General features: G+C 69.6%; 18 protein-coding genes. 8 read left to right on the plus strand and 10 right to left on the minus strand.

Features of this window, described 5'->3' with window-relative positions; all coding sequences use genetic code 11:
• Positions 1-60 precede the first annotated feature (60 nt).
• Genes QM569_RS03670 through QM569_RS03685 form a run of 4 tightly spaced genes read right to left on the minus strand, consistent with a single transcriptional unit; the run spans position 61 to position 2,552 of the window.
• Positions 61-486 carry an ExbD/TolR family protein gene (locus tag QM569_RS03670; protein WP_414985872.1) on the minus strand — a complete coding sequence of 142 codons (426 nt, stop codon included), beginning with the start codon at positions 484-486 and terminating at the stop codon, positions 61-63.
• Positions 468-1,124, minus strand: a complete 657-nt coding sequence (locus tag QM569_RS03675; RefSeq protein WP_414985873.1) for a MotA/TolQ/ExbB proton channel family protein — start codon at positions 1,122-1,124, stop codon at positions 468-470. The genes QM569_RS03670 and QM569_RS03675 overlap by 19 nt, the downstream gene beginning before the upstream one ends.
• A 2-nt stretch (positions 1,125-1,126) precedes the next feature.
• Positions 1,127-1,948, minus strand: a complete 822-nt coding sequence (dapB, locus tag QM569_RS03680) for a 4-hydroxy-tetrahydrodipicolinate reductase (RefSeq protein ID WP_414985874.1) — start codon at positions 1,946-1,948, stop codon at positions 1,127-1,129.
• Between the two features lie 40 nt (positions 1,949-1,988).
• Positions 1,989-2,552 carry an outer membrane protein assembly factor BamE gene (locus QM569_RS03685; protein ID WP_414985875.1) on the minus strand — a complete coding sequence of 188 codons (564 nt, stop codon included), beginning with the start codon at positions 2,550-2,552 and terminating at the stop codon, positions 1,989-1,991.
• Between the two features lie 89 nt (positions 2,553-2,641).
• Here QM569_RS03685 and fur point away from each other — a divergent pair, with 89 nt between their 5' ends.
• Complete coding sequence (gene fur, locus QM569_RS03690; protein ID WP_414985876.1) at positions 2,642-3,058, plus strand: ferric iron uptake transcriptional regulator; 417 nt, start codon at positions 2,642-2,644, stop codon at positions 3,056-3,058.
• Between the two features lie 7 nt (positions 3,059-3,065).
• Here fur and hprK read toward each other — a convergent pair whose 3' ends face one another.
• From hprK to hpf, 3 genes are all read right to left on the minus strand, one after another.
• Entirely contained in the window at positions 3,066-4,025 is a 960-nt protein-coding gene (gene hprK, locus QM569_RS03695; RefSeq protein WP_414985877.1) for an HPr(Ser) kinase/phosphatase, read from the minus strand.
• A gap of 190 nt (positions 4,026-4,215) precedes the next feature.
• Positions 4,216-4,683 carry a PTS sugar transporter subunit IIA gene (locus tag QM569_RS03700; RefSeq protein ID WP_414985878.1) on the minus strand — a complete coding sequence of 156 codons (468 nt, stop codon included), beginning with the start codon at positions 4,681-4,683 and terminating at the stop codon, positions 4,216-4,218.
• 114 nt (positions 4,684-4,797) lie between these two features.
• The gene (hpf, locus tag QM569_RS03705; RefSeq protein ID WP_414985879.1) at positions 4,798-5,133 is read right to left on the minus strand and encodes a ribosome hibernation-promoting factor, HPF/YfiA family; all 336 of its coding nucleotides are present in this window, start codon (positions 5,131-5,133) and stop codon (positions 4,798-4,800) included.
• Between the two features lie 228 nt (positions 5,134-5,361).
• Here hpf and QM569_RS03710 point away from each other — a divergent pair, with 228 nt between their 5' ends.
• Positions 5,362-6,282: a phosphoribosylaminoimidazolesuccinocarboxamide synthase gene (locus QM569_RS03710; RefSeq protein WP_414985880.1), complete on the plus strand. Its 921-nt coding sequence runs from the start codon at positions 5,362-5,364 to the stop codon at positions 6,280-6,282.
• Positions 6,283-6,286: 4 nt separating this feature from the next.
• Here QM569_RS03710 and trxA read toward each other — a convergent pair whose 3' ends face one another.
• Positions 6,287-7,195 carry a thioredoxin gene (gene trxA, locus QM569_RS03715; RefSeq protein ID WP_414985881.1) on the minus strand — a complete coding sequence of 303 codons (909 nt, stop codon included), beginning with the start codon at positions 7,193-7,195 and terminating at the stop codon, positions 6,287-6,289.
• Positions 7,196-7,282: 87 nt separating this feature from the next.
• Between trxA and purE the strand changes: the two genes are divergently transcribed.
• From purE to QM569_RS03735, 4 genes are read left to right on the plus strand one after another with little or no spacing between them, the layout of a single operon-like run.
• On the plus strand, positions 7,283-7,777 hold the full coding sequence (gene purE / locus QM569_RS03720) for a 5-(carboxyamino)imidazole ribonucleotide mutase (RefSeq protein ID WP_414985882.1): 495 nt from the start codon (positions 7,283-7,285) through the stop codon (positions 7,775-7,777).
• Complete coding sequence (locus QM569_RS03725) at positions 7,777-8,937, plus strand: 5-(carboxyamino)imidazole ribonucleotide synthase (protein ID WP_414985883.1); 1,161 nt, start codon at positions 7,777-7,779, stop codon at positions 8,935-8,937. The genes purE and QM569_RS03725 overlap by 1 nt, the downstream gene beginning before the upstream one ends.
• Positions 8,938-8,939: 2 nt before the next feature.
• Positions 8,940-9,932, plus strand: a complete 993-nt coding sequence (locus QM569_RS03730; RefSeq protein ID WP_414985884.1) for an L-threonylcarbamoyladenylate synthase — start codon at positions 8,940-8,942, stop codon at positions 9,930-9,932.
• A 42-nt stretch (positions 9,933-9,974) separates the two neighbouring features.
• Complete coding sequence (locus QM569_RS03735) at positions 9,975-10,928, plus strand: SGNH/GDSL hydrolase family protein (RefSeq protein WP_414985885.1); 954 nt, start codon at positions 9,975-9,977, stop codon at positions 10,926-10,928.
• 63 nt (positions 10,929-10,991) lie between these two features.
• Here QM569_RS03735 and QM569_RS03740 read toward each other — a convergent pair whose 3' ends face one another.
• Both QM569_RS03740 and dacB read right to left on the minus strand, forming a co-directional pair.
• Positions 10,992-12,287 (minus strand): lipase family protein, encoded by a 1,296-nt coding sequence (locus QM569_RS03740; protein WP_414985886.1) that lies wholly within the window; start codon positions 12,285-12,287, stop codon positions 10,992-10,994.
• 116 nt (positions 12,288-12,403) lie between these two features.
• A complete protein-coding gene (gene dacB / locus QM569_RS03745; RefSeq protein ID WP_414985887.1) occupies positions 12,404-13,837 on the minus strand; it encodes a D-alanyl-D-alanine carboxypeptidase/D-alanyl-D-alanine-endopeptidase in 1,434 nt (477 codons plus the stop codon).
• A gap of 37 nt (positions 13,838-13,874) precedes the next feature.
• Between dacB and tsaB the strand changes: the two genes are divergently transcribed.
• A complete protein-coding gene (gene tsaB / locus QM569_RS03750; RefSeq protein WP_414985888.1) occupies positions 13,875-14,570 on the plus strand; it encodes a tRNA (adenosine(37)-N6)-threonylcarbamoyltransferase complex dimerization subunit type 1 TsaB in 696 nt (231 codons plus the stop codon).
• On the plus strand, positions 14,567-15,049 hold the full coding sequence (rimI, locus tag QM569_RS03755) for a ribosomal protein S18-alanine N-acetyltransferase (RefSeq protein ID WP_414985889.1): 483 nt from the start codon (positions 14,567-14,569) through the stop codon (positions 15,047-15,049). The genes tsaB and rimI overlap by 4 nt, the downstream gene beginning before the upstream one ends.
• The last annotated feature ends 149 nt before the right edge of the window (positions 15,050-15,198 follow it).

A 15,198-nucleotide genomic window follows, 5' to 3' on the forward strand; every position in this document is an offset into this window, starting at 1 on the left:
TGCGACCGCGGGGCCGCGCTGGCCGGATTTTAGGCGGTCGGGCGCTGGTTCACTCAGCACTCAGGGGCGCGGCGCGGCAGGCTCGGCCACGAAGCCGATGCGCGACAGCCCCGCCGCCTGCGCCGCGCCCATGACCTCGACCACGCGGCCATAGGGCACGGCGGCGTCGGCGCGCAGCTGCACCTCGGTGTCGGGCCGCTCGGCGGCTGTGCGGCGCAGGCGCTCGGCCAGCGCGCCCTGCCCCAGCGGCTGGTCGTCCAGGTAAGCCTGGCCCGTGGCGTCCACCACCAGCGTGACGGCCTCGCGCGGCGCGCCGGGCGTGGCGCCCTCGGCGCGCGGCAGGTCCAGGCGGATGCTGCTGGCCAGCAGCGGCGCGGTGAGGATGAAGATGACGACCAGCACCAGCATCACGTCCACCAGCGGCGTGACGTTGATCTCGCTCAGGGGCTGCGGCGCCGTGCTGCGCTCTAGTCTGCCGAAGGGCATAGCAGGTCGCGCAGGTCGAGCGCAAAGCCTTCCAGCTCGGCCTCGATGCGCCCGATGAAACGGCCGAACACGTTGTAGGCCAGCACGGCGGGCAGGGCCACGGCCAGCCCGGCGGCGGTCATGACCAGCGCCTCGCCCACCGGCCCGGCCACGCGGTCGATGGTGATCTGCCCCGCGCCGGCCATGGCCGTGAGCGCATGGTAGATGCCCCACACCGTGCCCAGCAGGCCGACGAAGGGCGCGGTGGAGCCGACGGTGGCCAGCAGCACCTGGCCGAACTGCAGGCGCCCCAGCACGCCGTGCAGGGCGTCGCGCAGCACGCGCGTGAGCCGCTGCGACAGGCTGCCCTGCGCGGCCAGGGACTCGCTCTGGGGTTCGTTTGCTATTGAATTCGCAGCAACAACCAAAGGCAGGACAAGCGCTTCCCGGTCAAAAGACTGCAAACGCTGCGCCGCCACGCCGAGCGACGGCGCCTGCCAGAAGGCCGCCGTGCAGCGCGCCACGTCGCTGCTGGCGCGGCGCAGGAGGCGCAGCTTCCAGAAGATGACCACCCAGCTTGCCACCGACATCGCCAGCAGGAGCACGGCGGCGCCCTGCGTCACCGCGTCGCCCTGGCGCCACCAGTGCAGGGCGTCCATGGTCAGTGGAGATGCAGCACGTCGAACATGTCGAACATGCCCGTCTTGTGCGCCGTCAGAAAGCGCACCGCGCGCAGGCTGCCCTGCGCGTAGCCGCTGCGGTTGGACGCCTTGTGCGAGATCTCGATGCGTTCGCCCGCACCGGCGAACAGCACGGTGTGGTCGCCCACGATGTCGCCGCCGCGGATGGCGGCGAAGCCGATGGTGGACGGGTCGCGCTCGCCGGTCACGCCCTCGCGGGCATAGACGGCGCAGTCCTTCAGGTCGCGGCCCAGGGCCTGGGCGATGACCTCGCCCATCTTGAGCGCGGTGCCGCTGGGCGCGTCCACCTTGTGGCGGTGGTGGGCCTCGATGATCTCGATGTCGTAGCCCGTCGCCAGGGCCTGGGCGGCCATCTGCAGGAGCTTGAGCGTGACGTTGACGCCCACGCTCATGTTGGGCGCGAACACGATGGCCGTGCGTTTTGCGTGTTCTGCAATCTCGGCCTTTTGTGCATCGGTGAACCCCGTGGTGCCGATGACGGCCTTCACGCCCAGCTGGCTGCACACGGCCAGGTGGGCCAGCGTGCCCTCGGGGCGGGTGAAGTCGATCAGCACGTCGGCGTTCTTCAGGCCCGCAGCGATGTCGGCGGTGATGGCCACGCCGCTGGCATGGCCGAGGAAGGCCGTGGCGTCCGAGCCGATGGCGGGGCTGGAAGGCACGTCGAGCGCGCCGGCCAGCACCAGGTCGTCGCAGGCGCGGATGGCCTCGATGAGCATGCGGCCCATGCGGCCCGAGGCGCCAGCCACGGCCACGCGGCAGGGGGCGGAAGACGGTGAAGTCATGAGAGTCCTATCGGGAGTGGGGCGCCGGTTCCGGCGCGGGTCAGCGCGCGGGGGCTTCGAGCGGCGGGTAGCTCATGGACGCAGGCTCCAGCGGCGCGGCGGTGGGCGGCGTGGTCGGGCGCGGCGATGCGGGGTAGCGGGCCAGCTGCTCGGGCGTGGCATCGAGCGCAGGCACCTTCTTGCCCTTGACGTTGCCCGAGCCCAGCGAGGCGACGAATTCCGTCTCGGTGGGCATCTCGTCGCCTTCGTGGCGCTCCAGCACGTCGTTCTTGAAGAACACGGTCAGCTTGCGGGTCTGCACTTCTGCGCCGGGGCGTTTGAGCGTGAACACGTACTCCCAGCGGTCGGCATGGAACAGGCTGGTGACCAGCGGCGTGCCCAGGATTTCGCGCACCTGCTGGCGGCCCATGCCGGGCTGCAGCGCCTCGACCTGCTCGCGCGAGACGAAGTTGCCCTGCACGATGTCGATCTTGTAGGGCGTGACGATGTTGGCGATGCGGGCGCTGGCGCCGTTGAGGCTGCCGCAACCCGCCAGGGCGGCCACGCTGGCACCGATCAGGAGAGCCGGGCCCAGGCGGGCGCGGCGACGGGCTTTGACGGGCATGGAGAGAAAGTCTGAGGATATGATCGGCCCATTGTAGCGGCAGGCCCCGGCCCACCAGGCAGCGGGTCGGCAACCCGAAAGACCATGCCATGACCAACATCGACAACCTCAAAAGCACGGGGCTCAAGGCCACGCTGCCGCGCCTGAAGATCCTGGAGATATTCCAGACGGGCAAGCTGCGCCACATGACGGCGGAAGACGTGTTCCGCGTGCTGCTGGACGAGCATTCGGACATCGGCCTGGCGACGGTCTATCGCGTGCTCACGCAGTTCGAGCAGGCAGGCATCCTGATCCGCAGCAACTTCGAGAGCGGCAAGGCGGTGTATGAGCTGAACGAAGGCCAGCACCACGACCACTTCATCTGCACGGCCTGCGGCAAGGTGGAGGAGTTCTACGACGCGGAGATCGAGAAGCGCCAGCAGTCCATCGCCAAGTCCAAGGGCTGGCTGGTGCAGGACCACACCATGGCGCTCTACGGCCAGTGCGCGGAGTGCGCCAAGAAGTAACCGGCGTTCAGTGCCCGCCGCCCTGCTCCATGGCGCGGCGGTGGCGTTCCACGAATTCCTGGTAGGTGTCGATGCCGCGCAGCTGCAAGATGGTGTTGCGCACGGCGGCCTCCACCAGCACGGCGATGTTGCGCCCCGCCACCACCTGGATCACCACCTTGAGCACGGGCACGCCCAGCACGTCCTGCGTGAGCGGCTCGTAGGGCAGGCGCTCGTAGTCGCGCTCCAGCGTTTCCTTGCGCACCAGGTGAACGATGAGCTTCAGGCGCATCTTGCGGCGCACCGCCGTCTCGCCAAAGATGGCGCGGATGTCCAAAAGGCCGATGCCGCGCACTTCCAGCAGGTTCTGCAGCAGTTCGGGGCACTTGCCCTCGATGGTGGTCTGGTTGATGCGATAGAAGTCCACCGCGTCGTCGGCCACCAGGCCATTGCCGCGCGAGATCAGCTCCAGCCCCAGCTCGCTCTTGCCCAGGCCCGATTCGCCGGTGATCAGCACACCCAGGCCCAGGATGTCCATGAACACGCCATGCATGGTGGTGCGGTCGGCGAAATGCTTGGACAGGTAGGCGCGCAGCACGTCGATGACGAAGGCCGATGACTCGTGCGTGGAGAACATCGGGATCTGCGCGCGCTCGCACATGGACACCAGCGCCTCGGGCGCGCTCTGGCCGTCGGCCAGCACCAGCACGGGCGGCTCCAGCGTCACGATGCGGGCAATGCGGCGCCTGCAGTCCTCGTTGGTGCCGACACCGCTCAGGTAGGCGACCTCACGCTCACCCAGAATCTGCACGCGGTAGGGGTGGATGTAGTTGAGGTAGCCCACCAGGTCGGCGCCGGAGCGCGCGGAGCGCACGGCCACTTCGTCGAAGCGCCGTTCCGAAGCGCCCAGGCCCGCAACCCATTCCCACCTCAGCAGGCCGCGGAACTCCTCGAACAGGACATCGGCGCTGACGACGTTGGGCTTCACGGCAAACGAACGAAGAATGCGGCAGCAAACCCTGGTGCCGAGATTCGCCCGCAACCGCCAAAACTGGCGCGACCCCATGCCAGCGGACGCCGTGGAACTGGCTTTGCCAGGCCAGTGGCGTCGTCCCCCTGCCCGCATTGCGCAGCCATGCGAGAGCGGGGGGAAGCGGCGCAGCCGCTCAGGGGGGTGGTCATGCCGCCTGCGTGGACTGCCAGCCGACGATCATGCCGTGCAGCTCGGCGGCATCGGTGCAGGCCTTGAGCTTTTCGCGCAAGGCCGAATCGCTGAGCAGCTCGGCGATCTCGGAGAGGATCTCCAGGTGCTTCTGTGTGGCCGCCTCGGGCACCAGCAGGAAGATGAGCAGGCCCACGGGCAGTTCGTCCGGCGCATCGAAGCCGATCGGGTGCAGCAGCTGAAACACCGCCGCCATGGGCGCCTTCAGGCCCTTGATGCGCCCGTGCGGAATCGCCACGCCATGGCCCAGGCCCGTGGAGCCCAGGCGCTCGCGGGCGAACAGGCTGTCGGTGATGAGTGCGCGCGAGAGGCCGTGCTGGGCCTCGAACAGCAACCCCGCTTCTTCAAAAGCACGCTTCTTGCTGGTGGCGTCCACGCTCACGAGCACTTGAGCGGAGGGCAGGATGGAGGCGAGTCGGTTCATGGTCACGGTAACAATTATGCACATACTGGCGAAAACCCTGAGCAAGAACCGCCAGCCGCAAAAAAACCGCCCCAATGGGCGGCTGCGGTGCCGTGGCTCAGGACCGGCGCACCATCATGCATTCAGTTCGCGCTTGGCGGCGTCGTGGTGATGGTTCTGCAGGCGGTCCTTGTGGCGCACGACCTGGCGGTCCATCTTGTCCACCAGTTCGTCCACGGCGGCGTACAGGTCGGCGTGCGAACTCTCGGCAAACAGGTCACTGCCCTTGACGTGGATGTTGCATTCCGCCCGCTGCCTCTTCTCCTTTTCCTTTTGCTTCTCTACCGTCAGCAGCACCTTGACATCGACCACCTGGTCGAAATGCCGGGTGATCCGATCCAGCTTGGTGGTGACGTAGCTGCGCAGTGCGGGAGTTACTTCGAGGTGGTGACCACTGATCGTCAAATTCATGAATAAGCCTCCTGTTGTGACACTCTCGGGGAAAACGCTGCCCGGAATCAGGGCAACTGGCGAATCCACTATGCTCCCGCCCCTGCCGAAAAGCAACCCAGCCCGACCTGCGACCCGGGTTATGCCCGCCAAGATGCCAGTCGCACCAAAAGCGCGCACAATGGGCGGGCTTTGGGAGACCTAGAATTCCCGTCCCGCCCCCGTTGAACCGGACCATCTCCCTCTGCCATGACCCAGCCCCGCTCCCCCGCCCTGCACACGTCCGCCCTCACGTCGCTGCCCCTGCTGGCGCGCGGCAAGGTGCGCGACAACTACGCCGTGGGCGACGACCGCATCCTGATGGTGGCCAGCGACCGCCTGTCGGCCTTCGACGTGATCATGGGCGAGCCCATTCCGGGCAAGGGCGAGCTGCTCACGCAGATGGCGCTGTTCTGGTTCGACAAGTTGGGCCACATCGTGCCCAACCACCTGACGGGCGACGCGCCCGAGAGCGTGGTCACGCCCGCCGAGGCCGCGCAGATCAAGGGCCGCTCGATGCTGGTGCAGCGCCTCAAGCCCATCCCGGTCGAGGCCGTGGTGCGCGGCTACCTGGCGGGCAGCGGCTGGAAGGAATACCAGGACGGTCGCCGCGTCTGCGGCGTGCCGCTGCCCGAGGGCCTGACCAACGCCGCCAAGCTGCCCGCGCCCATCTACACGCCCGCCGCCAAGGCCGCCGTGGGCGAGCACGACGAGAACATCACCTTCGAGCGCACGGTGGAGATGATCGGCCCCGACCTCGCCACGCGCATCCGCGACATCAGCATCGCGCTCTACGAGGCCGCCGCCGCCATCGCGCTGCAAAAGGGCATGATCATCGCCGACACGAAATTCGAGTTCGGCCTCGCGCCCGACGGCACGCTGGTGCTGATGGACGAGGTGCTGACGCCCGACAGCTCGCGCTACTGGCCCGTCGAGGGCTATGCCGACGCCTTGGCCAAGGGCGAGAACCCGCCGAGCTACGACAAGCAGTTCGTGCGCGACTGGCTGGAGCAGGCCCAGGTGAACGGCAGGCCCTGGGACAAGACCGCCCCCGCGCCGCGCCTGCCGCGCGAGGTGATCGAGAAGACAGCCGCCAAGTACCGCGAGGCACTGGAGCGGCTGACCGGCTGACGGTTCAGCTCAACACCACGCTCGACAGCCTGCGGCGGTAGGTGGCGACCACCGGGTCTTCGGGCGGGATCTGGCCCTCGGCCACCTTGGGCTTGGGCGGTTCGATGATTTCGAGGATGGCGACGTAGGTCTTGCGCGCGGCCTCGTCGTTCCAGCCCTTGTCGCGCATGAGGATCTCCAGCAGCTCGTCCATCGCGTCCGTCCAGCGCTGGCGGGCGATGAGCCAGCGGGCGCGGGCGTAGCGCGTGTCGAAGTCGCGCTTGTTCGCCGCAATCTTTGCGTCAAATTCGGCTCCAGCGCTTTCCCCATAAGCGCCAGCAGCTACAAAATCAAGAGCATCCATCCAGCTTTTCAGCGCACCGAGGCGGCGCGATCCTGCGGCCTTGGCGATGACGGGGGCGAAGGCGACCTTGGCGTCGTCCTCGCGGCCTAGGGTGAGCAGCAGCTTGACGTAGTCGAAGCGCGCCTCGTCGTTGGCGGGGTCGGTGGCGACGGCGTGTTGCAGGCGCTCCAGCGCGGCGTCGGTGTCGCCGTCGGCCAGGGCCTCGTGCGCGGCTTCTTCCTCGGCCTCGGCGATCATTTCCTCGGCGCTGGGCAGGTGCTTGTCGAGGAAGGCGCGCACCTGGCCCTCGGGCAGCGCGCCCATGAAGCCATCGACCGGCTGGCCGTTCATCAGCAGCACGCAGGTGGGGATGCTGCGGATGCCGAACATGGCGGCGATCTGCTGCTCCTGGTCGGAGTCGATCTTGACCAGCTTGAAGCGGCCCGCGTACTCGGTCTCCAGCTTCTCCAGCACCGGGCCGAGCGACTTGCACGGGCCGCACCAGGGCGCCCAGAAGTCCACGAGCACAGGCACGTCCATCGAGGCGGCAACCACCTCGGCTTCAAAGTTTTCTACGGTGACATCGATCATGGGCGGGGATTTTCCCGCAATTTGAAGGCCCACGGGGTGCCCCGGTGCGGCCCCCGTAAAATCGCGGGTTTCCCCCAGCCCACCACCATGAAGCCCATCCAGATCGGCGTGGTCATGGGTTCCAGCAGCGACTGGGACACCATGCAGCACGCAGTGCAGATCCTCGAACAGTTCGGCGTTGCCCACGAGGCGCGCGTCGTGTCCGCCCACCGCATGCCCGACGACATGTTCGCCTACGCCGAGGCAGCGGCGGCCAGGGGCCTGAAGGCCATCATCGCGGGCGCGGGCGGCGCGGCCCACCTGCCGGGCATGATCGCCGCCAAGACACCCGTGCCCGTGCTGGGCGTGCCCGTCGCCAGCCGCCATTTGCAGGGCGTGGACTCGCTGCATTCCATCGTGCAGATGCCCAAGGGCGTGCCCGTGGCGACGTTCGCCATCGGCACCGCGGGCGCGGCCAACGCGGCGCTGTTCGCCGTGGCGCTGCTCGCCAACGAGAACCCCGCGCTGCGCCAGCAGCTCGACGCCTTCCGCGCCGCGCAGACCGAGGCGGCGCGCAACATGACCCTGCCGCCTGCCGCATGATGAACACTCCCCTTCTGCCCGGATCGACCCTTGGCGTGCTCGGCGGCGGCCAGCTGGGCCGCATGTTCGTCCACGCGGCCCAGGCCATGGGCTACTTCACGGCGGTGCTCGACGCCGACCCGACCAGCCCCGCCGGGCTGGTGAGCCACCACCACATCCGCACCGGCTACGAAGACCCGGCGGGCCTGGCCGAGCTGGCGCGCGTGGCCGACGCCATCACCACCGAGTTCGAGAACGTGCCCGCCGCCGCGCTGGCGACGCTCGCGGGCCAGCGCCCCGTGTCGCCCGCCGCCAGCGCCGTATCGGTGGCGCAAGACCGCGCGCGGGAGAAGGCGCACTTCACGGCCTGCGGCGTGCCCTGCGCGCCCTATGCCGTCATCGAAACGGCGGAGCAACTGGCGGCGGTGCCGCCCGGCCTGCTGCCTGGCATTTTGAAAACCGCCCGCCTCGGCTACGACGGCAAGGGCCAGGTGCGCGTGAAGACCGCCGCCGAGCTGGCCGCCGCCTGGGACAGCGTGGGCCGCGTGCCCTGCGTGCTGGAGAAGATGCTGCCGCTGGCGCTGGAATGCTCCGTCATCGTCGCGCGCGGCGCCGACGGCGCCATCGTGAACCTGCCCGTGCAGCGCAACCTGCACCGCGACGGCATCCTGGCCGTGACCGAGGTTTATGAACAAAATGTGCCTCCAGCGCTTGCCAGTCAAGCGCTGGCAGCTACAAAATCAGTAGCAGAAGGCTTGCAGTACGTGGGCGTGCTGTGCGTGGAATTCTTCGTGCTGCACGACGGCAGCCTGGTGGTCAACGAGATCGCCCCGCGCCCGCACAACAGCGGCCACTACAGCCAGAACGCCTGCGACGTGTCGCAGTTCGAGCTGCAGGTGCGCACCCTGGCGGGCCTGCCGCTCACGCAGCCGCGCCAGCACAGCCCCGCCATCATGCTCAACCTGCTGGGCGATCTGTGGTTCGCGCACGGCGACACGCCGCAAACGCCGCCCTGGGCCGAGGTGCTGGCCCTGCCTGGCACCCACCTGCACCTGTACGGCAAGCGCGACGCCAAGCGGGGCCGCAAGATGGGGCACCTGAACATCACCGCGCCCACTGCCGATGCCGCGCGCGCCACGGCGCTGCAGGCCGCCGCGCTGCTGGGCATCGCAGCGTTCTGACCATGGTCCTGGACGGCAGCGACCCCTCGGCCATCGCCGCCGCCGCGCAGGCGCTGGGCCGTGGCGAACTGCTGGGCCTGCCCACCGAAACCGTGTACGGCCTGGCGACCGACGCAGGCAACGACGCAGCCGTGGCCAGGATCTTCGCCGCCAAGGGCCGCCCCAGCGACCACCCGCTGATCGTTCATGTCGCAGCGCCCCGGGACATCGCCCACTTCGCCCGCGATGTGCCCGCCTTCGCCCAGGCCCTGGCCGATGCGTTCTGGCCCGGCCCGCTCACGCTCATCCTGCCGCGCCGCGCAGGCGTGGCGAACGCCGCCACGGGCGGGCAGGACAGCGTGGGCCTGCGCTGCCCCGCGCACCCCGTGGCACAGGCGCTGCTGCAAGCCTGCGCCGCCCAGGGCCTGCACGGCGTGGCCGCGCCCAGCGCCAACCGCTTCGGCCGCGTGAGCCCGACCACCGCCGCACACGTCGCCAGCGAGTTCGGCAGCGGGCTGCTGGTGCTCGACGGCGGCCCCTGCGCCGTGGGCATCGAGAGCACCATCGTGGACTGCACGCGCGGCGTGCCCGTGCTGCTGCGCCCGGGCGCCATCACGCGCGCGCAGATCCAGGCCGCCTGCGGCACCGCACCGCTATCGAAAGATGAGCTGCCAGCACAGACCCCACGCGCGTCAGGCACCCTTGAGGCCCACTATGCGCCGACCGCCAAGGTGCGTCTGATGGACGCCAAGGCCCTGCAAACCGGCCTGGACCTGCTGGGCGCCGAGGCCGCCCACATCGCCGTCTATGCCCGCGCCGCGCTGCGCACCCAGTCGTCGAAGCTGGTCATGCGCCGCATGCCCGACGACGCCGCCGCCGCCGCGCAGCAGCTGTTCGCGGCGCTGCGCGCGTTCGACGACGCGGGCGTGAAGCTGATCTGGATCGAGACCCCGCCCGACGCCCCCGAATGGGAAGGCGTGTGCGACCGGCTGGCACGCGCGGCAGCAGCAAACTGACGCGGCGGTAAACTAGCCCCCCGCATTTCCGGAGAGATTCACATGGCAGCAAATTGGGTGCGCCGCACCGTTCTTCTGGCCGTCTGCGCGTCGGCTGCACTGCTGGCGGCCTGCGGCTCCAGCACCACCGAATCGGCCATCACGCCCGATCGTTTCATCGCCTTCGGCGACGCCAACAACGACGTGGGGCAGAACGGCTCGCTCTACACCGTCAACGACGGCAGCGTCAACAACTGGACCCTGCAGCTCACGTCCAACTACGGCAAGACCCTGACCCCCGTATCGGCCGGCGGCTTGAGCTACGCCGTGGGCAACGCCCGCATCACGGCCCAGCCCGACGCGGCGGGCAACACCTCCACGCTCACCCTGAGCGACCAGATCACCGCCTACCTGGCCAGCGACAGCTTTGGCGACAACGACGTGGTGCTGATGAGCGGCGGCGTCAGCGACGTGATCGTCGGCATGGCCGCCGTGCAGGCCGGCACGCAGACCGAGGACGAAATGGTGGCCGCCGCCCGCCAGGCCGGCGCGGACATGGCCACCCAGGTGCAGCGCCTGGTGGACGCGGGCGCCAAGCACGTGGTGGTGGTCGGCACCTACGACCTGGGCCGCACGCCCTGGGCCGCGACCATTGGCCGCGAGGACCTGCTCTCCAGCGCCAGCAGCCGGTTCAACGAAGGGCTGAAGATCGGCATCGTGGACCTGGGCGCCAACGTGCTGTACGTGGACCTGGCCTATTACGTGAACCTGTACACGAGTTCGCCCGCCAGCTACGGCTTCAACAACGCCGTCGATCCGGTGTGTACCTCGGTGGACTCCGGCAACGGCATCGGCATCGGCACGGGCCAGGTGAACTCGTCCCTGTGTACCACCTCGACCCTGGTGTCGGGCGCCAGCCAGGACACCTACGTGTTTGCCGACCCGGTGTACCTGACGCCGTTGGCCCACCGCCTGTTCGGCACGTACGCCTACGACCTGCTGAGCGCGCGCTGGTAGGCAGCGGGGCACAGTCGATGAAAAACCGGCCCGCAGGCCGGTTTTTTTTGACGCCGCGTGCCGTCAGCGCTTGGTGTCGAAGAACTGGCGTGCCGCCGCGTAGCAGAACATGGGCTCGTACGGCGAGTGGTAGTTGGCGTAGTAGGTGGCGAATTCGGCAGAGGTGGAGTCGGTCGGCGCCGTGCCGCCAGGACCGAATGCCGCCTGGACTTGCGCATCCACGTCCACCGAGGTGACGTTGTTGACGCCGCGCGCGGTGAGATCGGCCATCAGCACGTCCTGGTGAATGGCGGGCGGCACCACCGGGTCGCCCTTGCCGCCGCACAGCAGCACCGGCGCCTTGGGCGTCCAGCCCAGGAAGCTGTTCTTGACCCCCGCCTGGTACAGCGCATTGGTCTTGGCGCGCGTGGCCGCCAGGAACGTCGGCTGCATGATCAGGTCCAGCGCGGCACTGGGCGCGAGGTCCAGGCGCAGCGAGGCATAGAGACTGGCAGCGTCCGTCGTGGGGAAGGCGGTTTCCAGGCTGGTGTCGTAGGGCGCCTGGAAGGCGTCCGACGCCGTGCTGTAGATGTTGCCGTAGGCATGCTGCCAAGCCGTGACGATGAAGGGCAGGAACAGTTGCGAGCCGGCCGTGGGCGTCGAAAGGCTGAGCGCGGTGCCCAGGTTGTAGGGGCCTGCGAGGTGGGCGCCTGCCACGACGTTGAATTCCGCACTGTTGTCACGCTCGGCCGCGCGCTGCGCCGCCGTGGACGAATGCCCGCCCTGAGAGTAGCCGGTGAACATCACCTTGCCCGACAGCGTGGCGCCCACCGCCGACGCCGCGTTGCGCGCCGCCCGCACCGAGTCGATCACCGAGCTGGCCTCGGACTCCGCGTCCAGGTAGGGGTGGTAGGTGTAGCTGGACTTGGCATAGCCGAGGTAGTCGGTCGCCACCACGGCATACCCCTGCGCCGCGAAGAAGGCGATCAGCGAGAAGGTCTCGGCGTCCTGCGGGTTCGCCAGGGTGCGCGTCTTGAGCACGTTGGTGCCACGGGCATACGCCACCAGAGGAGCGGAATCGCTGGCGCAAGCGCCTGCGGGCACCAGCATCACGCCCGAAGCGTTCTGGCCGCTCTCGCCCTTGGCACCGACGGTGGCGTAGTTCAGCGCCACCACCTTCACGTCGCATTTGGCCGTCCCGCTGACGGCCTGCAGCCCGCTTGCGGCGGTGGAGGCGTCGATTTGCGCGGCGGTGAGGGTGCTGACCGTCGTGGCCGATTCCAGCAGCGTGCCCCGCGCGGGGTCGTCGGAGCCGCCGCAGGCGGCGAGCGCCAAGGTGGCGGCAGCCACGCAGCTCAGGCGGAAATGCTTCGTCGTCATCATCGTCATGGAAGTACCTCGGGCTGAAAAGAAACGAGGCATCCTGCGCCCGCTCGCGCTGCAGCATCCATAGGGGATAACACGGGCCGGGACGCCTGGGCGACAAGCGCCCGGCGTTACTGATCCCGCGCCGTCCAGTCGATCAGGCTGTCGAGCACCGGGCGCGCCGCGCCCGCGTTGGCGTGGTTGACGATGGCGACGAGCACGTAGCGCCGCCCGCTGGCCGCATGTACATAGCCCGCCACGGCCATCACGTCGCGCAGGCTGCCGGTCTTGAGGTGCGCCGCGCCCGCGCGGCTCTGGCTGCGGCGCAGCGTGCCATCGACCCCGGCCACGGGCAGGGACGCGAGCAGCTCGGGCATAACGGGCGACTGCCAAGCCGTTTGCAGCATGCGGGCCAGCGCCTGCGCTGTCAGGCGCGCGTCGCGGCTCAGGCCCGCGCCGTTGTCGGCCACGGGCAGATCGGCATCGCCCATGCGCGCCTGCCACCACTGGCGCAGGGCCTCGCGCGCGCCGTCGAAGGTGGCCGTGCCGTTTTTCTTCAACGCCAGAGTCAAAAAGAGCTGCTGCGCCATCACGTTGTTGCTGTATTTGTTCACGTCGCGCACCACCTCGGCCAGCGCGGGCGACGTGGCGACGAACGCCGGCTTGAGGCCCGCAGGCACCTTGCCGTTGCGCACGCTGCCGGTGAGCTTGCCGCCCAGCTCGCGCCACATGCCTTCCACCGCGCGCGCCGCGAAGCCGTCGGGGTCGGCCGTGGCGACAGGCCAGGCGCGCTCGCCGCAGGCGGCGGGGTACACGCCCTGGAAAGCGACCTTGGCCGGGTCTGACAGCTCGGCGCGCAGGGCGGCGCGCCAGTCGCCGCACTCGGCCCCGGGCGCGGCCAGCGCCACGGTGGCCTGGCGCTGAACGCCCGCCAGCGGCAGGTCGTACTGGATGCGGGCCAGGCCCGCCGCAGCGTCTGGCACGAAGGTCATGGCCTGCGACTTGTAGTTGACCAGCAGCGCGTCGGGCGCGGCGTTGTAGGGGCGCAGGGGCTCGCCGTCGAAACTGGCGGGGTCGTGGGCAGGCACGTCGAAGGCGGTGCGGTCGAGCACGATGTCGCCCACGATCACCTGGATGCCCTGCGCCTGGAGCCGCCGCATGAGCTGCCACAGGCGCTCCACCACCAGCTTGGGGTCGCCCTGGCCCTGGATATAGACGCTGCCGCGCAGGCTGCCATCCTGCACCGTGCCCTGGATATAGACGGGCGTGCTCCACACGTAGGCGGGGCCCAGCTGCTCCAGCGCGGCGTAGGTGGTGACCAGTTTCATCACCGAGGCGGGGTTGACCGGCACCTGCGCGCGGTGCGCCAGGCGCGGCGCGGCTTTGGGCGCCGCCTGGGCGTCCGCCACCAGCACCGACAGCGCATCGCCCGGCAGCCTGGCGCGGGCCAGGGCAGATTCGACCTCGGGCGGCAGGGGCGTTTGCGCTCGGGCGGGGGAAAGGGCACAGAGAAGGGCCACGGCGGCCACGGCGGCCACGGCGCGCCAGAAGTGGAGAGAGGGCATGAACCGAGTCTATCCACCGCCGATAATCCCGCCTTCCATGAACCTGCTCGCCTTCGACACCAGCACCGACACCCTGTCCATCGCCGTTTGCCGTGGCGATACGGTGCTGCAGCACCAAGGCCCCGGGGGCGCGCAGGCGTCCAGCACGCTGATCCCCGCCGTGCGCGGGCTGATGGCGCAGGCGGGCCTGTCGTTCGACACGCTAGACGCCATCGTCTTCGGGCGCGGCCCGGGCTCGTTCACCGGGCTGCGCACCGCCTGCGCCGTGGCCCAGGGCCTGGCCTTTGGCGCAGGCGGTGGCAAGGGCGTGCCGGTGCTGCCCGTGGACACCCTGCTGGCCGTGGCCGAGGAAGCCCGCCACCAGCACGGCTGCACCCAGGTGGTGGCGGTGCTGGACGCGCGCATGGACGAGGTCTATCACGCACGCTGCGCATGGCACAGCGGCACATGGCAGGCCGACGCCGACTTCGGCCTGGGCAAGCCCGAATCCGTGCAGGCCCCCGAGGGCTGGACGGTGGCAGGCAACGCGCACGCCCCCTACGGCGAGCGCCTGGCCCCCGCCGCCCCGCGCGTGGCTGCGCTGCCCACGGCCAGCGCCCTGCTGCGCCTGGCGCCCGCCCTGCTGGCCGCCGGCCAGGCCGTACACGCCAGCGAGGCGCTGCCGCGCTACATCCGCGATAAAGTGGCGCAGACCACCGCCGAACGCGCCGCAGCCAAGGCCACCACCCCATGAGCGCCCTGCCCATTGCCGCCATTCCCGCGCCCGACGAAGCCCGCTTCGAGCCCCTGACGCTCGCCTGGCTCGATGCCGTGCTGGCCGTGGAGCAGCGCGCCTACACCCACCCCTGGACGCGCGGCAACTTCACCGACGCGCTGGCTGCGGGCTACCAGGCGCAGGTGCTGGCGGCAGGCGACGAACTGCTGGGCTACTTCATCGCCATGCTGGGCGTGGACGAGGTGCATTTGCTCAACATCACCGTCGCGCCCGCATACCAGCGCCAGGGCTGGGCGCGCGTGCTGCTGGACGCCCTGGCCCTGTGGTCGCGCGGGCGCGGCGCGCAGTGGCTGTGGCTGGAAGTGCGCGTGAGCAACCTGCGCGCCCGGCAGATCTACGAAGCCCACGGCTTCAGCCGCGTGGGCGAACGCAAGCGCTACTACCCCGCCGCCGACGGCGAGCGCGAAGACGCGGTGGTGATGAGTCTGCCGCTATGAGCCATAACAGCCTGCACCTCGATGCGCGCCAGCGCGCCATGCTGCAAGAGATGGGCGTGACCGTGTGGGCACGGCCCGAGGCTACGCCCGTGGCGGCACCAGCGCCCGTGCCGCCTGCGCCAGCCCCCGCCGCGCCCCGGCCCGCAGCG

This window comes from Acidovorax sp., from assembly GCF_047607405.1.
Taxonomy (GTDB): Bacteria; Pseudomonadota; Gammaproteobacteria; order Burkholderiales; family Burkholderiaceae_C; genus Acidovorax.